Source organism: Stenotrophomonas maltophilia (assembly GCF_047497515.2).
In the GTDB taxonomy this organism is placed as follows: domain Bacteria; phylum Pseudomonadota; class Gammaproteobacteria; order Xanthomonadales; family Xanthomonadaceae; genus Stenotrophomonas.
In genome coordinates this window covers 572862-589079 of record NZ_JAXAXL020000001.1, presented here as the reverse complement: position 1 = coordinate 589079, position 16218 = coordinate 572862, and the positions used below count along the sequence as shown (strand labels likewise).

At 65.1% G+C, this 16218-nt stretch carries 26 protein-coding genes; all 26 read right to left on the bottom strand.

What is annotated here, in order from left to right:
* Positions 1–336, bottom strand: a complete 336-nt coding sequence (locus ACMZPQ_RS03105; protein WP_414486057.1) for a phage tail protein — start codon at positions 334–336, stop codon at positions 1–3.
* A complete protein-coding gene (locus ACMZPQ_RS03100) occupies positions 336–2498 on the bottom strand; it encodes a hypothetical protein (RefSeq protein WP_414486056.1) in 2163 nt (720 codons plus the stop codon). The genes ACMZPQ_RS03105 and ACMZPQ_RS03100 overlap by 1 nt, the downstream gene beginning before the upstream one ends.
* A gap of 4 nt (positions 2499–2502) precedes the next feature.
* Entirely contained in the window at positions 2503–2664 is a 162-nt protein-coding gene (locus tag ACMZPQ_RS03095) for a hypothetical protein (RefSeq protein WP_425529290.1), read from the bottom strand.
* Between the two features lie 134 nt (positions 2665–2798).
* A complete protein-coding gene (locus tag ACMZPQ_RS03090) occupies positions 2799–3119 on the bottom strand; it encodes a phage tail assembly chaperone family protein, TAC (RefSeq protein WP_414486054.1) in 321 nt (106 codons plus the stop codon).
* A gap of 83 nt (positions 3120–3202) precedes the next feature.
* The gene (locus ACMZPQ_RS03085) at positions 3203–3706 is read right to left on the bottom strand and encodes a phage tail tube protein (protein ID WP_414486053.1); all 504 of its coding nucleotides are present in this window, start codon (positions 3704–3706) and stop codon (positions 3203–3205) included.
* A gap of 62 nt (positions 3707–3768) precedes the next feature.
* Complete coding sequence (gene gp17 / locus ACMZPQ_RS03080; protein ID WP_111172979.1) at positions 3769–4122, bottom strand: tail completion protein gp17; 354 nt, start codon at positions 4120–4122, stop codon at positions 3769–3771.
* Positions 4122–4610, bottom strand: coding sequence for an HK97-gp10 family putative phage morphogenesis protein (locus ACMZPQ_RS03075; protein ID WP_414486052.1), 489 nt, complete (start codon positions 4608–4610; stop codon positions 4122–4124). Before ACMZPQ_RS03075 ends, gp17 begins: the two co-directional genes overlap by 1 nt.
* On the bottom strand, positions 4607–5287 hold the full coding sequence (locus ACMZPQ_RS03070; RefSeq protein ID WP_414486051.1) for a glycosyltransferase family A protein: 681 nt from the start codon (positions 5285–5287) through the stop codon (positions 4607–4609). The genes ACMZPQ_RS03075 and ACMZPQ_RS03070 overlap by 4 nt, the downstream gene beginning before the upstream one ends.
* Positions 5281–5838 carry a class I SAM-dependent methyltransferase gene (locus ACMZPQ_RS03065; RefSeq protein ID WP_414486050.1) on the bottom strand — a complete coding sequence of 186 codons (558 nt, stop codon included), beginning with the start codon at positions 5836–5838 and terminating at the stop codon, positions 5281–5283. The genes ACMZPQ_RS03070 and ACMZPQ_RS03065 overlap by 7 nt, the downstream gene beginning before the upstream one ends.
* Positions 5819–6322, bottom strand: a complete 504-nt coding sequence (locus ACMZPQ_RS03060) for a hypothetical protein (RefSeq protein ID WP_414486049.1) — start codon at positions 6320–6322, stop codon at positions 5819–5821. The genes ACMZPQ_RS03065 and ACMZPQ_RS03060 overlap by 20 nt, the downstream gene beginning before the upstream one ends.
* Positions 6319–6660, bottom strand: coding sequence for a phage head closure protein (locus ACMZPQ_RS03055; protein WP_414486048.1), 342 nt, complete (start codon positions 6658–6660; stop codon positions 6319–6321). The genes ACMZPQ_RS03060 and ACMZPQ_RS03055 overlap by 4 nt, the downstream gene beginning before the upstream one ends.
* The gene (locus ACMZPQ_RS03050; protein ID WP_414486047.1) at positions 6660–7055 is read right to left on the bottom strand and encodes a hypothetical protein; all 396 of its coding nucleotides are present in this window, start codon (positions 7053–7055) and stop codon (positions 6660–6662) included. Before ACMZPQ_RS03050 ends, ACMZPQ_RS03055 begins: the two co-directional genes overlap by 1 nt.
* Entirely contained in the window at positions 7048–7914 is an 867-nt protein-coding gene (locus ACMZPQ_RS03045; RefSeq protein WP_414486046.1) for a hypothetical protein, read from the bottom strand. Before ACMZPQ_RS03045 ends, ACMZPQ_RS03050 begins: the two co-directional genes overlap by 8 nt.
* Positions 7907–9346, bottom strand: a complete 1440-nt coding sequence (locus tag ACMZPQ_RS03040; RefSeq protein ID WP_414486045.1) for a phage portal protein — start codon at positions 9344–9346, stop codon at positions 7907–7909. Before ACMZPQ_RS03040 ends, ACMZPQ_RS03045 begins: the two co-directional genes overlap by 8 nt.
* Positions 9346–9609, bottom strand: a complete 264-nt coding sequence (locus tag ACMZPQ_RS03035; RefSeq protein ID WP_414486044.1) for a hypothetical protein — start codon at positions 9607–9609, stop codon at positions 9346–9348. The genes ACMZPQ_RS03040 and ACMZPQ_RS03035 overlap by 1 nt, the downstream gene beginning before the upstream one ends.
* 74 nt (positions 9610–9683) lie before the next feature.
* A complete protein-coding gene (locus ACMZPQ_RS03030; protein WP_414486043.1) occupies positions 9684–11123 on the bottom strand; it encodes a phage major capsid protein in 1440 nt (479 codons plus the stop codon).
* 106 nt (positions 11124–11229) lie between these two features.
* Positions 11230–11799: an HK97 family phage prohead protease gene (locus tag ACMZPQ_RS03025; protein ID WP_414486042.1), complete on the bottom strand. Its 570-nt coding sequence runs from the start codon at positions 11797–11799 to the stop codon at positions 11230–11232.
* Complete coding sequence (locus ACMZPQ_RS03020) at positions 11796–13550, bottom strand: terminase large subunit (RefSeq protein WP_414486041.1); 1755 nt, start codon at positions 13548–13550, stop codon at positions 11796–11798. Before ACMZPQ_RS03020 ends, ACMZPQ_RS03025 begins: the two co-directional genes overlap by 4 nt.
* Positions 13483–13908 (bottom strand): hypothetical protein, encoded by a 426-nt coding sequence (locus ACMZPQ_RS03015; protein ID WP_414486040.1) that lies wholly within the window; start codon positions 13906–13908, stop codon positions 13483–13485. Before ACMZPQ_RS03015 ends, ACMZPQ_RS03020 begins: the two co-directional genes overlap by 68 nt.
* Before the next feature lie 128 nt (positions 13909–14036).
* Positions 14037–14237 carry an HNH endonuclease signature motif containing protein gene (locus tag ACMZPQ_RS03010; RefSeq protein ID WP_414486065.1) on the bottom strand — a complete coding sequence of 67 codons (201 nt, stop codon included), beginning with the start codon at positions 14235–14237 and terminating at the stop codon, positions 14037–14039.
* Positions 14238–14377: 140 nt separating this feature from the next.
* On the bottom strand, positions 14378–14692 hold the full coding sequence (locus ACMZPQ_RS03005; RefSeq protein WP_414486039.1) for a hypothetical protein: 315 nt from the start codon (positions 14690–14692) through the stop codon (positions 14378–14380).
* Positions 14692–14892, bottom strand: a complete 201-nt coding sequence (locus tag ACMZPQ_RS03000) for a hypothetical protein (protein ID WP_248858139.1) — start codon at positions 14890–14892, stop codon at positions 14692–14694. Before ACMZPQ_RS03000 ends, ACMZPQ_RS03005 begins: the two co-directional genes overlap by 1 nt.
* Positions 14879–15256: a hypothetical protein gene (locus ACMZPQ_RS02995; protein WP_414486038.1), complete on the bottom strand. Its 378-nt coding sequence runs from the start codon at positions 15254–15256 to the stop codon at positions 14879–14881. The genes ACMZPQ_RS03000 and ACMZPQ_RS02995 overlap by 14 nt, the downstream gene beginning before the upstream one ends.
* The gene (gene lysC / locus ACMZPQ_RS02990) at positions 15253–15555 is read right to left on the bottom strand and encodes an Rz1-like lysis system protein LysC (protein ID WP_248858141.1); all 303 of its coding nucleotides are present in this window, start codon (positions 15553–15555) and stop codon (positions 15253–15255) included. Before lysC ends, ACMZPQ_RS02995 begins: the two co-directional genes overlap by 4 nt.
* On the bottom strand, positions 15531–15965 hold the full coding sequence (locus ACMZPQ_RS02985) for a hypothetical protein (RefSeq protein ID WP_414486037.1): 435 nt from the start codon (positions 15963–15965) through the stop codon (positions 15531–15533). The genes lysC and ACMZPQ_RS02985 overlap by 25 nt, the downstream gene beginning before the upstream one ends.
* Positions 15952–16218 (bottom strand): DUF7940 domain-containing protein, encoded by a 267-nt coding sequence (locus tag ACMZPQ_RS02980; protein WP_152906889.1) that lies wholly within the window; start codon positions 16216–16218, stop codon positions 15952–15954. The genes ACMZPQ_RS02985 and ACMZPQ_RS02980 overlap by 14 nt, the downstream gene beginning before the upstream one ends.

Genomic DNA, 16218 nt, shown 5'->3' with positions numbered 1-16218 from the left:
TTACGGCTGGAACGTTTGTTCGAAGGTGGCGGCGAGCGTATAGAGGCCATTGCCATGCGGGGTCACGGTGTAGGTTTTGCACAGGTACAGACCCTGCACACCAAGGGGCGGTGTCCAGATGAACGAGACAGCACCCTTTCTCGCCCGCAAGAAGGCGAGAGCCGGGCCAACCTTGGACTCGCGGCCGACGATCGAGATCGGCCACTGCTGGCTCTCGTTGTTGAGGCCGTCCGCAGAGGTCTGCCGGTAGCCGTCACCAAACTGGGCCCCCTTGACCAGGAAGTCGCCGGTGCCGGTGATTTCGGTGCGCACGCACCATGTGAATACCTCAGCCATCAGCGGGTCCCCTGCCGGTTGAACAGGCCGCCGGGACGCATGTTGTCCACTGCCCACCGGTTCATCATCTGGGTGAGTGATTGCTGCAGCTGCTGCCCTTGTGCACCTGAACCCTGCTGGGTGGTGCTGGTGCCATCCGATGTGATGTTCAGCGTGGTGTTGAAGACGTTGCCCGAAGCGCCACCGCCGACTGCTGATGAAGACGGCAGCCCGGCCGTGATCGGACGTACAGAGCCAGCATCACCAGGTATCAGGTAGGTCTTCCCGCCCTGATCAAACAGCTCCGGGCGGCCACCCTCGCCCACTCGGTACATGCTGCCGGCCGCCACAGGGCCGCCGCCAGCGCGGCCGCCCGAGCTACCGCCGATCGCCCGGCCGATTGCATTGATCCAGCTGGATCCGCCGCCCGAGTATCCGTTGGCCCAGCTGCCGACCAGTTCGAATATCTTGGATGCAGCCACCTGCGCGGCCATCTTCTGCAACGTCTTGGCGAAGTTGGAAGCCATGCCGCCAAGACCTTCTGAGAATGGATCGAAGAGGAAGTCGGCGAAGGCGTCCTGCATGTTGCGCGCCGCCTGGTCTGCGTAGGCGGTCCACTGGTTGAACTTGTCCTCCACCACCGAGCTGGAGTCGTCATCGATCCCGAACATGCCATCGAAGGCATCGGCGAACTTTTGGGCGCTCTCGGCCATGATCGACTCGGCCTCATCGATGTTGCCGAGCATGTCCAGCAGCGAGGCACTGGATCGGAGCGCGAGCTGTGCAGCGCTGTCGATGCCCTTCAAGCCGCCGGACTGGATCTCGTAGTTGACGCGGGCTGATTCCGAACTGTTGTCGAACAGCGCGATTTGCCTCTCCAGCTGCTCGTTGGCTGTCTTGTAGGAGCTCTGAAGCTTCTTGGCAGCCTTCTCATCTTCCGTGGCAGCGGCCTTTTTCTTCTTCGCACTTTCCGCCCACGACGACTGCAGCTTGGCCTCCCATTCGGCCGCCTTCTGGCGCTGCTCAGCCTGCTCCTTGGCAGCCTGTACTTCCTCTGCAGTCGATCGCGTGCTGCGCCCTCTCGGTCCGCTGCGAGCGCCATCGGGAATTGCTCCGCCGCCCTGCATCGCCGCCCATCCCTTGTCGGCATAGGCGGTGCCGACCATGTAGTCCTTAGCGAAGGCGTCCCATCCGCCTCCCTGCGATCCGAACAGGCCGCTGTACTGGCCGGTGGCCAGCTTGATGACTGCGTTGCCCTGCTTCTCCACCGCCACCAGGCCGCCACGCAGCCGATCGAGCCAGTCCTCGACCACCCCGAAGATCTCAGCCGCCTTGCCGATCTCGCGGAACGCCGAGGCGATCCCGTGAGCGACATCGCGGACGCCGCCGCCCTCCTTGGCGACGTCCACCAGTTGCGTGGTCAAGTCAGTCAGCGTAGGCAACAGCTCGCTGGCCAGCTGGGTAAACCAGCCCTGCGTTGCGGCGCGCAGGTCGTCCAGGCGATCGTTGAACTCGGCCGCAGCCCCTGCAGTGTCCGAGTCGATGACGATGCCGAGCGAACGCGCACGCTCCTCCATGGTCCGCATGCCGTCGGCACCGAGACTGAGGAACTCCAGGAACTCCGCGCCCGACTTGCCGAACAGCTGCATCGCCAGCGCGGTCTTCGTGGTCTCGTTACTGATGCCAGCGAACCGATTCTGCACCTCGGGCAGAAGGTCCTCGAAGCTCCGAAGGTTCCCGGCTTGGTCTTTGACCGAGATCCCGAGTGCCCTGAACGTCTTGTCCGCGTCGCTGCCGGCTTTCGACGCATCCGCAATGTTCTTGCTGAACTTGGGAATGATGCCGACCAGACCTTCCAAGTCCGAGCCAGTCATCTTGGCGGCGTAGCCCCACCCCGACAGCGTCTCCGTGGAGATGCTGAACCTGGCCGACAGTTCGTCGATGCGATCGGCAGCGTTGATCGCATTGCTCAGGCCGGTGATCGCTGCGTCCACGCTCGCGAATGCTGCGATGGCTCCGCCGATCACGCTGCCGATGGCAGTGAATCCGGCGACGATGCCCTTGCTGACGCCGGCCGCGGTCCGCTCCATCGATTTCATCGACTTCTCGGCCCGCTGGGTGTCCGTCACGAACGACCCGGTTTTCATCAACAGGTCGATGACGATGGAGCCGGCAGTTGCCATGCGATCAGCCTCTCGGGGGTTTCAGGCCGAATGCTGCGAGGGTTCGCAGATCGGCATCGGGGAACTCATGCGCAACCGGAGTCGGCTGCAGGAAGTCGAGGTTCTTCTGGATCGACCCGCCGAAGCTGGCGCCGATAAGCGCGGCTGGGCGGTGGTAGCGATGCAGATCGTCGAATGGGTACAGCTGATAGAACGCCAGCCATCGCTGGAATTCAGGCTCGGGCAGATCGTCGATCTCCCCCAGCGTTTTGCCGAGCGCGAGGCCTAGGATGCAGCTGAAGTACTCGCGTCCACGCTCGGCTATGACTTTTTTGCGTCTTCACCGATGCCGGCCACAGCCATGACGTGGGGGAACAGGTCGGTGAGGCCGTTTGCAGTCAGATTCTGCGACTCTGCCTCGCTCAGCACCAGCTTCCCGTCGGCGTCGCACAGGCTGGCCGCAACCAGGCGCTGCATTGCAAAGCAGGTTTCGTCTTCGTTGCCGGAGGCTTCCGCCGCACGCCAGCGGCGCATCTGGCCGGCGCTGACCTGCCGAAAGTGCACGGTCTCGGTGGTTCCGTCGCTAAATTTCACCTCGCGCGCGACTGGGGCGTTGCTCGTCAGGATCTTGCTCTTGTCCATCAGCCGTTCTCAGTAGGTGGGGGCCGGGTACGCGACGGCTGGGCGCGCAGAGCCGGACACCCCGAAGGTCTATGCGTGAGCCGTCAGGCCGAGTACGGCCCGTTCCAGTGGGGGACGACACTGCCGCTGCGCTGGATCGTCAGCGTGCCGCGCACGATTTCGTTGGTGGCGATGTCGATGTTCAGATCCGAGACGTAGCCGCGGAAGCCGATCGAGGTGCGTCTGGGCGAAGCCGGAGCGACCAGTTCCTCATCGCTGTCCAGCGTTGGCGGGGAGACACCGTCGCTCAGTCCGATCAACCACGGCAGGACTTCTCGGGACTCTTTGAGATCGAACAGGATCTGGTGAGAACCACTGCGCGGAATGAAGTTGAAGGGAACGCTGACCTGTCCGGGGTTGCCCAGGCCACCCTCATATTCCTTGTCGCCCTTCGTGTCCAGACAGGTGGATTCGATCTGGTCGGCAGCGCCGCCCAGGCCGGTGATGCCAGTCGGGCACTCGAACTTCAGGACCGAGGCGACGCTGGAACTCAGCTTGTCCACGGTGAAGAGCTCGGACCCCTGGGTTTTGATGACGCCCTCGGTCATTGCAAAGTCCTCTGGTCAAAGAAAAACCGCCTCGCGGCGGCCGTTGGGGTGATGCCAGCGGCTCAGCGCTGGTCGATGAAGTCGGCCTCCATGCCGACCCGGTAAAGCTTCGTGTCAGGGTCGCGGCTGTTGATCACTACCCGGTTGCAGATCAGGCCGGCGTCCAGTGCCCCGCGAACAGCCAGCGCCAGTTGCTCTGCGCCGGCATCGGTAGCGTGGTAGCAGTCCAGCTGCACCGTGGTGAAGTCGCCACCAGGCGCACTGCTCAAATTGTCGAAAGGCTGCCCGCTGATGATCTGCCAAGTGATGTAAGGGCGGGTCTCGGTCTGGGATACCTCGCCATGCCGGCCAATGCGTGTATCAACGATCGCGGCAACTGCCGGCGTCCGGACGGTACGGTAGACCTTGGGGAACATCAGCGGCCTCCCCGGTTCTGCTGAGCCAACTTCGCCACCAGGCGATCAATCCTCACGGTCAGGTCGCCGACCACCAGGTTGATCGTTTCCGCTCCGCGCTCGTTCACCGTTCGACGGATGAATGAGCGCGCAGGCTGGTGCACCGATCCGTACTCCTTCAGCTGTGCCGACTTCAGAGTGCTGACCTGCTCACCCTTGCGGCCCGGATACATCCTCCGCTTGATCCGGACCAGGTAGCGCTCGCCGTTGCCGTCGCTGGGCGCCTTACCGCGCGTGGCGATGATGTTCTGCGCCAGCAGGCCGGTGGACTCGTCGCCCGGTTCGAGCACCGCCTGCAGGTTCTGTCGCTCCTTGTCACGCAGAAACCGCGCGCCTTTAGCCAGCGCCAGCTTCACCGGCCCGCCCTTCTTGCTCACGACCTCGGCCGGAAGGCTGCTCAGCGTGCGGATGATCCCAGGGATGCCGGTGATGTTGAACTCGACTTTCACAGGTACACCTCTGCATCCTCGCCGACCCAGTTCCTCAGCAAGGCACCACAGGGATCAGCTTCACCATTGAAATCCGGGTCATGCCCCATCCCTATGCCACCGCGACCCGGCAGACCCTTGATGCCCACGACACGGTGGCCACCGAACAGCCGGCGGCCACGGGGGCGGCGCCACAGCTCCAGGTCGATGAACTTCGGACGTGATCGGCAGGCATCGGCGAAGTCCCGGAGCGCTGCACCGCGCATGGCCGAGCTGCACAGGCTGGCGTGACCTGTGTTGGCCAGCTGCCGGCCGCGCCGCTGCTCCACGTTGTAGTAGCGAGCGCGATGCTCGCCCACCAGCTCGGCATGCTCCAGCTCGGCCGCGATCGTGGCCAGCCAGTCAGGCGCATACCAGTCATCGTCCTCGATGATCACCAGCCGCTCGTCCGGACCAACCGCGGCGAGCCCCTTCAACAGGTTGCGGGCCTGCGTGTTCTGCCCGGGCGCCCAGTGTGGCGATGGGCGCACCAGCACCAGCTGCCAACCCTCGCGCCTGAACGTCACCGGCTGCGGCTCAGGGCCGTCGTCCACGATGATCCAGCGGACGGGTCCGGCGTAGTCCTGCCGGGCCATCCAGCGCTCACACAGCGCCCAGGCGGCCGGCCGGGCACCGGTGGCCGTGAGCACCGTCAGCATCGCGCCACCGCGAAGGTGTGCATCGGCAGGCGCCGGCGGGCCACACCGCGCTCACCATGGTCGTTCAGTTCGATCGGCACCTCGCCGCCGTACTCGGTCGCGATCTCGCTGAATCCGGCATCGGCCAGCAGCAGCCGCAGGCCGCTCTGGCTGTAGCGGTAGTAGTCGTCGGGGTAGCCGTGCTCGGGGAAGGCGAACAGCGTGGTGATCACCAGCAGGCCACCGGGCTGCAGCACCCGGCGAAGCTCCGGCAGCGCCATCCACGGCCGGGCCACGTGCTCCAGCACCTCGGAGCACACGATGCCGCTGAAGCGCCTGGACCATTCCGCCGGCAGCTCGTGGATGTCGGCCACCTGGTCGACGCCCTCGCCCGCCTGCATGTCGATGCCGGTCCACTGCCCATTGGCCAAGTCACGGTTGGTGCACCACCAAGCGGCCGGGTCATGGATGCGGCTGCCGACCTCCAGCACGTCATCTCCCAGGGCGCCGGCATGGCGCTCGATGTAGGCGCGGATGCGCCCGCGCACCGAGTTAAGCGGCAGTCTGTTCATCGAAATCGAAGCACCTGAGCGCTGAGCCGGCCGTGCAGTTCACGACGCGGACGTGGGGGTTCTGGCTCGCCCACAGGGCGAACTGTTGCTTGTGGATCTCACGGCGATGCGGCGCCGTGTTGGTCAGGCCGTTGGAGTACGGCCCGAAGAAGTGGCTGCCGTGCATATCAAAGCCGTGCAGGCGAACCAGCGTCGCGCCCAGGTGGGCGGAAACCGCCAGCGCCAGCACGCCGCTGTTCCAGTTGGTCAGTGCCCCGCGCAGCTGGATCACTCCGCCGATCCGGTGGCTGCTGTAACGCGCTCCAGCGAACCGCCGCGCCTCCGGGTACTTGTCCCACCACTGCCGGTCGCTGGCCGCCAGGAACTCAGCCCACGGCGCAAGCTCGAAGGCGTTGCCGACCACGCCCACGCGGCGGCCGCGCAGCCGCTCGGCCAGGCTTGCCGATGCGCTCGGGCCTGGTCCAAGAAGGTCGATCTCGATCATTGGCCGTCGTTGACCCCGGCCGAGACGGGAATGGTGATGTACTCCAGCCCCGAGGCCTTGTCCGGCAGCAGCCCGGCAATGTTGAAGATCTCGCCGCGGTGGAACAGGCGCATCGACGGCAACAGTCCGTCGCGGTAGCGCATGGTGATGCGTGCCGTGACTGCTGATTGGGTCTGACCGGACTGGATGAACTCTCGGGCTGACAGCGGCTCTACCGAGGCCCACACAGTGGCCACGTCGACCCATGCCGTCTGCTCGATACCATCACTGTCCCGGGTGGTCACCTGCTGCTGGATCAGCACCCGGTGCCGCAGGGTTCCGCTGGCAACGTTGCTCATCAGGCCACCGTCGTGCGGCGCAGCGGCGCCAACTGTGCGGTGGCGGCCTTCGACAGAACGTAGCCGTGGCCAGCATCGGCCGGCACCACGTTGTCGCCCTCGCCTTCGCGGAAGCGGTACTGCGAGGCCAGCTCCAGCAACGTGGCGGCGATCACCGAAGGGTGCAGGATCGGCTCGCCGCTGCTGTCCTCGGCCGGCACAGGCCGGCCTGCGCTGTCGCGCACCAGTTTCCCGGCCGAATCTCGCTGCAGCACATACAGACGCCATTCCTCCTTCAGCCAAGCCGCCACGGCCGCGGACACGATCGGAATCCATAGCGCCAGCCAGCGGTCATCGGCGCCACTGTCGATGCGCATCTGCTCGCGGGCATCCGCCGGGGTGATGAACTCACGCATGGCTGCCACCCAGCTGCACGGGCTCGGCCGGAACGCGCACGCTCTTGCCGTCCTTGCCGTCGCGTCCCTTGCGTGCACCCAGCGCCCAGTCCTGGTCGTTCTCCAGGCAGGGCTTCGACGCGTTGCTCCGCTTGGCGATCCAAAGGGCGCCGTCGTGGGTGATGGATTCGCCCGCCTTCACGCCTAGGCCTTCGCGCCAGAACCCGCGGTGCACCATGTAGGGCAGCACGAACTCCTTTCGGCGGTCGCCGGCGCCCAGCGTGATGACGAAGCCACGCTCGGCGTCGTAGTCACCGGCGGCTGTCTCGAAGCTGAGGCCGTCCCGGCCATCCTCACCAACGACCTTGCCCAGCCTGATCGTCTCGCCCTTCGTGGTGGTGATCACCAGCTCGCCGGCGCGATCGATCATGGCGCCGGCCAGGCCAACACCGTCGGCACCGGCCTGCGGCGGGTTCTCGGCCAGGTGCTTTCCCACCGCCGCAGCCAACTGCTGTTCGGTGACCGGATCCGCGTCCCGGCCATCCTTCGGCACCGGCAGTGCGTCGACAGCGGCCTTCACCGTTGCCTCAATCACCGCGGGGTCTGCATCGCGGCCGTGCTGAACTGGGTTGGCTTCGAAATGCTTGGAGACGGCATCGGCCGTGGCCAGGTCGACCAACGTCTGCAGGCGCGGAGATTCCAGCAGCTTGGCCACGACCAGGTCGGCCAGCGCATCCACGTCCACCGGCTCGGCGTCCTGGCCGGGGTCGCCCTTCTCCGGAGCCCGCTCGCGCAGCTCCTCCAGCTCCCGCTTCACCGGCGCGATCGCCTCACGGATCAGGCCGCCGATCTCCTTGCCGAAGTCGATGGGGTCAGTCATTGCGGAATACCTCGGCTCGCGCGGCGTGAAGGGCCTTCATCATGAAATTCTCCTGCTGCAGCGCGCGCAGCTCATCGCTGTCGTCAGGCGGTGTGTCGTCGGTCTTGGCGGACGGCGCCACCGGTGCGGCCTCGGGCTCGGCCGCGATCTTGTTCTGCCGGACCTGGTCGAGCGGGAAGTCCTGCTGCTGCATATAGACGGTGTCGCCACCCTCCAGCGGCGGAAGGTTGAACGCCAGTCGGCCCTCGTTCGGGGTCTCAATGCCACCACCGGTCAGCTTGGTGTGCACGTCCGCCTGTTTGCCCACGTCCATGCGCAACAGTGGCTCCAGATCCAGCTCCACGCCCATCGGGCGGGAGATGCCCAGGCCCTCGTCCAGCAGCTCTTCGATGCCCTCGATGTGTGCCTGCAGCGCATCCGAGTAGTACAGCTGGTTGATGTCGTCGACCTTCATGCCCGCAGGGATGGAGCCGATGCCGATCTTGAATGGCGGGATGCCGAATGGCTGGCACACCTGCTCGTCGGAGTACCGCATCTGCTCGACCAACTGCGAATCCGCCGCCTTGAAGGCGAACGGGGTGAACTTCATGTCGGCGCCTACCACCGCCACCTTGCCGGCGTTGGAACCCTGGAAACTGCTGTTCCAGTAGTCCTTCACTGCCTGCGCGTCCTCGTCGGACATGCCAGCCGGTGCGGTCAGGATTCCGCCCGGATTGGCGCCGTTGGAGAAGAAGGTGGTCGAGTCCTTCAGGATCTTCAGGTTCTTCACCGCCGGCCAGTGCGCTGCGCAGAGCGGCGGCACGCCGATCAGTTGGTGATGGAAGCAGTTCATCCGGTCGTGAATGATCTCGGTGGCCGGCACGATCAGTTGCGTGCCTGGGTAGTTCTTCGGCAGCAGGTTCTCGCCGGTGCTGTAGTTGAGCTGGTAGAAGACCTCGCCGCTGTCGGACACCATGGGCTGCACGCTGCAGGGATCGAGCACCCAGAGCCGGTTGACGACGCGGCGCTCATCGCGGCCCTTCAGCACGTAGGTGTTGCCCTGGATCAGCTTGGACAACATCCAGGCGGCGCGGAACTGCTGCGCAATCTGGTAGTTGTTCGGCTTGCGCAGGACGGGCCAGTACGCCGTGTTGCTCCTTTCGACCCGCCAGATTCCATTCTCGTCCTCAGACTTCAACACGAACGGCAGCTTGCCGATGTCAGAAGCGATGCGGTTGAGACACGCGTATAGGGTCGGGTAGCAAAGGATCGTACTGTGCCGCTCTTCCTTGTTCTGCTGCCATGCGCCGGAGAACGGCTCGCGCACGGTCAGCGAGTGCCAGCCCTCTCGCCCCGGCCGCGCATCGACCGGCGACAGGCTCCGCAGGTACTCGACGCCATGCTGGCGAACGCCCATCGCAGTGGCCAGTTCGCGGGGCGAGAATCCGGTCATCAGTCTTTGCCCTTGGCTTCCGCAGCCTTCTGCTGCGCTTCGGCCTTCTTCGCCGCCTTCTTGGCAGCGGCCTCGGAAGCCTTCCGTGCCCTGACTTCCGCAGCCTTCTGCTGCGCTGCTGCAAGCTCTTCCGGCGTCGGGCCGGCCGGCGGCTGCGCCTGCATGTCGCGGCGCAGATACCCATGGCGCTGCACCAGCATGTCGGCCACTCGCGGGGGGACTTTCGCCACCCTGCCACGCTTCTCGATCTCGACCTTGGTCATGATGTCCTCACCTGGTCCTGTGAACGCGCGAAGCGGCAGGGGCCGAAGCCCCCACCGCCGCCGATAGCCGTTGGTTACGCGCCGCCCCAGCTCACTCCGGTCAGGTAGGCCACGCCGGATGCGCGACGCCGTGCCCAGTTGATGTAGCGCTCTGCGCGGAAGGCCGTGCTGTTGGTCTGGAACATCGAGACCATGGTGGTCGGCGTGCCGCTTGCCGAGTTGTTGGTCGGATTGTCCAGCATCTGCAGCGAGGCCTCCTGCGATGCGTCGACCGTGACCTGGCCATCGTCCGCCAGCCAGATGTCGGATGCGTTGACCAGCACCACAATGCCGCCATCGCTGGTGACCGGCAGGTAGTCGGACACGATCACCGGCACACCGTTGAAGGTGCCGCCGTTCATGGTGATGCCCGGGAACTCCAGCTGACCCAGCGGGTTGAGCATCAGGCTCAGGGCCAGCGCGGTGGTGCTGTCCATGATGTACACCGCGCTGCGCGGTGGATTGCGCGCCGCGATGAACGGTGCCCACAGCGCCTTCAGGTCCGCACGGATGGCGTCGGCATCGCTGCCCGAGGAAGCAATCGCGGTCGCGCCGTTGGTGATTGATGCCGGGGACACATTGGCCACGGCCGCCTTCGCCGGGTTGACGAAGTCGATGTCCAGACGCTCATTCACGGCAGCGGCCAGCGCATCGCGAACCAGTCGCTCGGCCGACGGGCTGGAGAAGCTGATCAGCTCGTTGGTCAGAACCGAGATTGCCGCGACCTTCGCCCAGCGCAGCTCGGTCGCGTTGAAATCGAACGCGGTGAGCGGCTTCGGAGCACCTTCACCCACCCAGCCGGCGCTGCCGCCACTGGTCTGGCCGGCGATGCGCACGTTGAATGGGATGCTGTTCAGCGCCGGGATGTTGCCCTGGCCGAACTGGCCGATGATGCCCCGCGGGCGCTGGAACTCGACGAAGTCGCCAGCGAAGTTCTGGTAGTCCACCAGCGGCGCAGCGAAGGTCGGATCCAGCGTGGTGCCGGCTTCGATCGTCGCCTTCATGATCAGTTCGAGGTCAGCGCCCTCGGCCTGGGCCTTCAGCGTGCGCACGACGCGATCGCTTTCCGGGAAGTGTCGCTCGGCGAGGCGGAACGCCTTCTCGGCATTGCCCTTGGCCTTCAGCTGGCACATGGCATAGCGAGCGAACTCGATGCCCTTCTCCAGCTTCTGGGTGTTCTTCACCTGGACCGGCTCCAGGCTGCGGCCTTCGCCGCCGCCGACGCGGTTGCCGTTCTCGTCGGCGATGGGCGCGACCGGCTTGGCCGACTTGGCCTGGATGGCCACCAGCTTATCGAAGCGCTCGATGTCACCGTCCAGATTCTTGATCTGGTCGCCGATGGCATCGAACTCTTCCTGCTCGGCAGTGTTCATCGATCGCTTCTCGGCCATCGACTTTTCAACGACGGTGCTGAGCTTCTTTTCCAGCTCGGCGCGGGTTGCGCGGAGGGCTTCCAGCTGTTCTGCGAGGGTCATGTCAGTTTCCTTGTGGCGCAGCCGTTCGGCCCGGGTTCCACGCCGGGCAGTGCCTGCAGATGATGGGAAGCGGGTTCCACCCCGCAGGGCCGTCAGGCCCAGTGCTTCAGTGCAGCAACTTCACCGCTCCGTCGGCCGGTCGTTCGACCTTGGCCGCCTGGCGCTGGATGAGCGGAACGCCATAGTTCACCGGTCGCCGGGCGCCGGTATCCATGGCCTTGATCGTCTGGATGGTCGCCGCGGCGTTGGCCGGGATGGTGACCAGGGAAAGCTCGTAGATCTCGGTCTCGGTGAACCGGATACCGCCGCCATCCATGTAGCTGTACTCCAGCGCGCGGAAGCCGATCGACACGCCGCGCACCAGCTGCTCCTTCACCGACTGCCAGGCGAGGTCGCAGAGATCCTTCAGCGCGCCTGGGGTGGCGATCTTCGCCACATTCGCCGTGAACGGGATGCCCTTGGCCGTCGGCTTGCCGAACTTCACGATGCCCACCGGGCTGTCGTGGCGGTGCTGCCACAGCAGCGGAAGCTCGGCCGCGAACTTGGCACCCAGGGGCTCGACGACGTCGCCGTAGCGATCCGGCTCCGGCGTGGTCGCCCAGCCGGTGATGATCTGCTGGTCGTCGTCATAGGACTTGACCTCCAACACGCTGTAGGCGCGATTCTCGGTGTTCATTCGGTTCCACCCAGGGTCATGAGGACGAGTTTCTTGTTGCTCTTCTCTTCCGCCACCGGAATGCTGATGCCAATGGCCATCAGCAGCGCGGTGATGTCGTCGATCTTGTCGGCGGACCGGCGCTTGTCCGGCGCCATGTTCAGGTTCACGTCTTTGCGAGCGACCAGGTTTGCCGCGCACCAAGCCAGCACAGGGTCACCGTCGTGCACCAGCCGCTTGCCGATGTAGGCGCGCTCCAGATCCACCATTGCTGGGTGGTAGGACTTCGTACCCTGAATGAACTCAACCAGCGGAACCTCTGCCGCTACCAGACGGCTGACCATCTCGGTCGCGTTCCAGCGGTCGAAGGCAAGCGACTGCAGGTTGAAACGCTCGTGCACGTCCAGAACCGCCTGCTCAATCACCGCGTAGTCAGTGACCTCGCCCTCGGTCTGCTCCAGTAGCCCGGCCGCGACCCAGCCCGCATACGGGACAGTGCCGCGCTCGGTGCGCTGCGCCACTGCCGACTCAGGCACCCAGCGGCGGCCCCAAGTGATGATCTTGTCGTCCAAACGCCAGACCAGCCGCAGCGATGCAAGGTCGCGCGTGCTGGCCAAGTCAAGCCCGCCCCAGCAGGGAACGTCCTTCAGCGCGTCGAGATCGACCACGCCATGGCAGGCATTCCATTTCGGCAGAAGGATGAAGCCGTTTGCCGCTGCCGCGGGCCGGTTCAACCGCTTGATCTGGAACTCCGCGAGCTTCGAAGGCATCGCCTTCGCCTCGATCGACTCCTTCCTGATTGCCGCCAGCAGATGAGGATTCACGTCCATCAACGGGTTGGCCTTGTGCCAGGCCTTCTCATCGAAGTCCCCGTCGTCCTTATCCACTGCGAAGAAGATCGCCAGGAAGTGGTCGGCAGCATCGCCGAACACCCCCTCCAACAACTGTGTGGCGAACTGCCGTATTTCCGACCAGGGACCGGGGTTCGCGTAACCCTCTGTGGTCGTGAACAACCAGAGAGGATTCCGGCGCGCGCCGGCCGCCGACTGCAACACGTTCAGCAGATCGGGCGTCTTGTGCGCATGGATCTCGTCGAGGCCAACGTGGGACGGATTCAGGCCGTCCTGCGTTGACGCCTTGGCGTTGATCGGCTTGAACGTCGCACCCGTCTCGACGCGACTGATCGCATTGGCCCAGCACTCAAGCCCGTAGGCTTCCCGTAGGTCCGCCTTCTTCTCGGCCATCCGCTTGGCCACGTTGAAAATGATGCGCGCCTGGCTGCCGGTAGTTGCCGCCGAGATGACCTGCGCGCCCTCTTCTTCTTCACAGCATTCGCAGTACAGCAGGATGGCAGCCGACAGCGTCGACTTCGCGTTCTTTCGCGCCACCGCGAACAGCGCAGACGTGAACCGCCGAGTTCCGTCAGGTTTTCGGAACCCGAACAGTTGGACCACGAACCAGACGTGCGACGGGTGAAGCCGGATCTCCGGCGTCTCCCACTTGCCTTCCACGTGCGGGAGCAGTTCGATCCAGCTGCAGGCGTGATTGGCGTGATCGCGCGAGAAGGAGAACGGTGCGCCCTTTTTCTTGGCGCGCTTCAGGTCGTCCAGGAACCGCTTCGCGGCCAGCTTGATCAGCCTGCCGAACCTGCCTCCCCTATCTGCCGCAGCCGCCTTCGCGTATGCGATTGCAACGTCGACGTAGTCATTTTCCGGCGGCGTGGGGCTTTCCGAGCGCGGCGAACGCGTTGCTCGGCTTTGCCGTGTCGCCATTCGGTTTCACCTTTCCCTGCGCCACCGGCGTCAGGCCAAAGTCATTCATCAGCCCGCGCAGCTGGGCGACCATCGATGCGACCGGTGCCTCGCCGGCGGCATACAGCTGGACGGTCTTCCCGTGGAGGGCGCATAGCTGGCCGAGCGCCGACAGTCCGGCCTCGGTCAGGAGCTTGTTGGCATGGAGGATCGGGGCAAGCCGGTCCCATTCCTTGGATGCATGGGCGTTGGGCAGCCAGTCCGGTGCCGGTGGAACGTCGGACACCAAGGGGAGTTCAGCCGCGGCTGGCGCTTCTCGGTCCGGCCGGTCGGTGCCGGCCACCACCTTCAGCGCTGTCGGCTTGCGGGGGCGGGACATAGACAGGCCTCAAAAACTGAATTTTCTGAATTGACGGTGCAAAAAAACGACTGAGCGGCCGGTGTCCGAGGGGAACGCTTCGAACTTTTTCCCCTCCCCCCGGGGCATTTGATGCGAATCGCTCGCATTCATCGCTTCGAGAGGTATGGATGAGAACGGTTCGCGCCTCGCGCTGCCTCTGCCTTGGTCTTAGTGCCATGGCATTCGCAGCAGATCGCTTGCAGGTTGCCCAACGCATCCGTGCCACCTTCTGCCTGCGGCACAACGTGGTCGACCTCTTCCGCCTGGCGGATGCGACCAGCAGCGCGGCACGGCTGGCACAGGTACATGTCACGCGCCATCACCGCATCGCGCTTGCGGCGCCATGGCCGACCGCCTCGCCCTTTGCCGTAGTTCTCTTGAGCGGCCTGGGCAACATGCACAGGCGCTAGCTGGGGCATAGGGCGGTGACGACCTGGGAAGCTAGCCATCATGGTTTCTCGCTCCTGCGCGCGGTGCAGCTCAGACTTGTGGCGTCGATGTTCACACCAGCGATGCGAAGCGCGAGCCGCCGCCACCACGAGAGCTGCCGGCGCGACTCCACCTCCAACAACATGCCAGGCATCACCTGCACCTTAGCGACGCATTCGATGCGGGCGCGCCACACATCGTCGACGCTGGCGACCAGCTCTACCTTGGTCACCCCCTTCAGCTCTTGGCCGTCGACCAGCACCTTGGTGCCTTGGGTACGGGTGAGTCCCGAGCCGTCGTCAACCGGTGGCGGGATGATCGTGACGATACCCATCAGCCGAGGCTCTGCGACTGGTCGCGCTCACCGGGCACCAGCTCACCATCCAGGCTGCGGGCCGGCTCTTCCTGTTCTTCCTCGCCCTCGGCTGCCAGTGCCGCCAACAGGGCATCGACCTTCTCGCCGAGCAGAGCTGTTGCTCTGCTCTGTTCTTCCTGCCGCAGTTCAATGCGGCGCAAGCGCTCAGACAGGCTCACTGGTCGGCCCCTCATTCGGCCCCATGCCTTGGATCTTGAGGCTGCCGTCCTTCATCAGTTTCCATGACGCCTCGGGGCAGCGGCCATAGAGAACACCACCTGGTCGTTGCTCACGATCCGCCCACTGCCCGATGGCCTTATCGATCTTCTCGGCCAGCGCCATGCCCAAGGACACTTGGGCATCTGCGCATTCGAATGGATGAGCGACCGGCTGACCCTGTGCATGGGTGTTCACCACCGCAAAGCGCTCTGCCGTCAGGGTCACGCGGTTGGGAAGCTCCTGACCGATCGATGCTTCCGCTGCCGTGGGCTTCAGCAGCCAGTTGCGCAACCACACACGCGGGTTGAATCGGTCAAGGATCACGGCTTCACCTGCTTCTGTTCGTTGGCCGGAGCCAGCTTCTCGATGGCGCCCAGCTGGCTGTTGCACTGCTCCAGGCTCAGCACGTTGGCGTTGTAGGCCGACACCACGCTCTCGATGGTCCGGGCGGCTGCGCGCTTCACCGGGCAGCGGGCGGTCAGCGGCGCCGGCACAGCCACGGTGCGCTCGACTGGGACGTACACCACCTTGGGCAGGTCAGGCTTCTCGACCTTGCTGCAGCTGCCGAACCCGCACAGCGGCAGCGCCGCGGCCAGGATCACAGCAACGGAATGGCGTCGCATAGGTTCTGCTCCAACTGCTGCCGGCATCCCGGCTGGGTCTTGGCCGCCTGCAGGGCCTGCTCGGCCTGGGTGGCGCGACGCTGGCTCTGGGCTGCTGCCGCTTCGGCCTGACGGGCGGCCTCCTTGGCTGCCTGCTGCTGCCGGGCGGCTTCATCAATGGCCAACTGGGTCTGCCGGTTCACCTGCTGCAGCAGCTGGCCACAGGCGTTCGCCGCACGCAGGTTCTCGTCGGAGCTGGCCTTGGCCAGGTCGCGCTGCTTCTCGGCGGCGGCGATCAGGGCCTGGTCTTTCTTGCTTCGATAGTCCGCCCCGAGCCGGGCACCCATCAGCAGGACAGCGCCCACCGCGGCAACCCACAGCCCCATGCGGATCAGGCCCACATAGGGCCGCAGCGGGTCAGGGATCAGCATCGCCGTTGCTCAGCTTGGGCTGCACGAAGATGCGGGACACCGCAGCGAGGAACGAGGTGACGCCAGCCGATGCCAGAGCGCTGTAGGCCACGGTCTGCTTGAACCCGTCGTGCACCACCGGCAGCCAGTCCGCCGGCAGCAACATATAGGCGCCGATGATGCCAAGCGCGGTGGCACTGATGATGCCAGCCAGCAACGACAGACGAACCGACCAGAATCGCCAGAAATGGCGCCGGTCGCTGGTGAGTTTCAC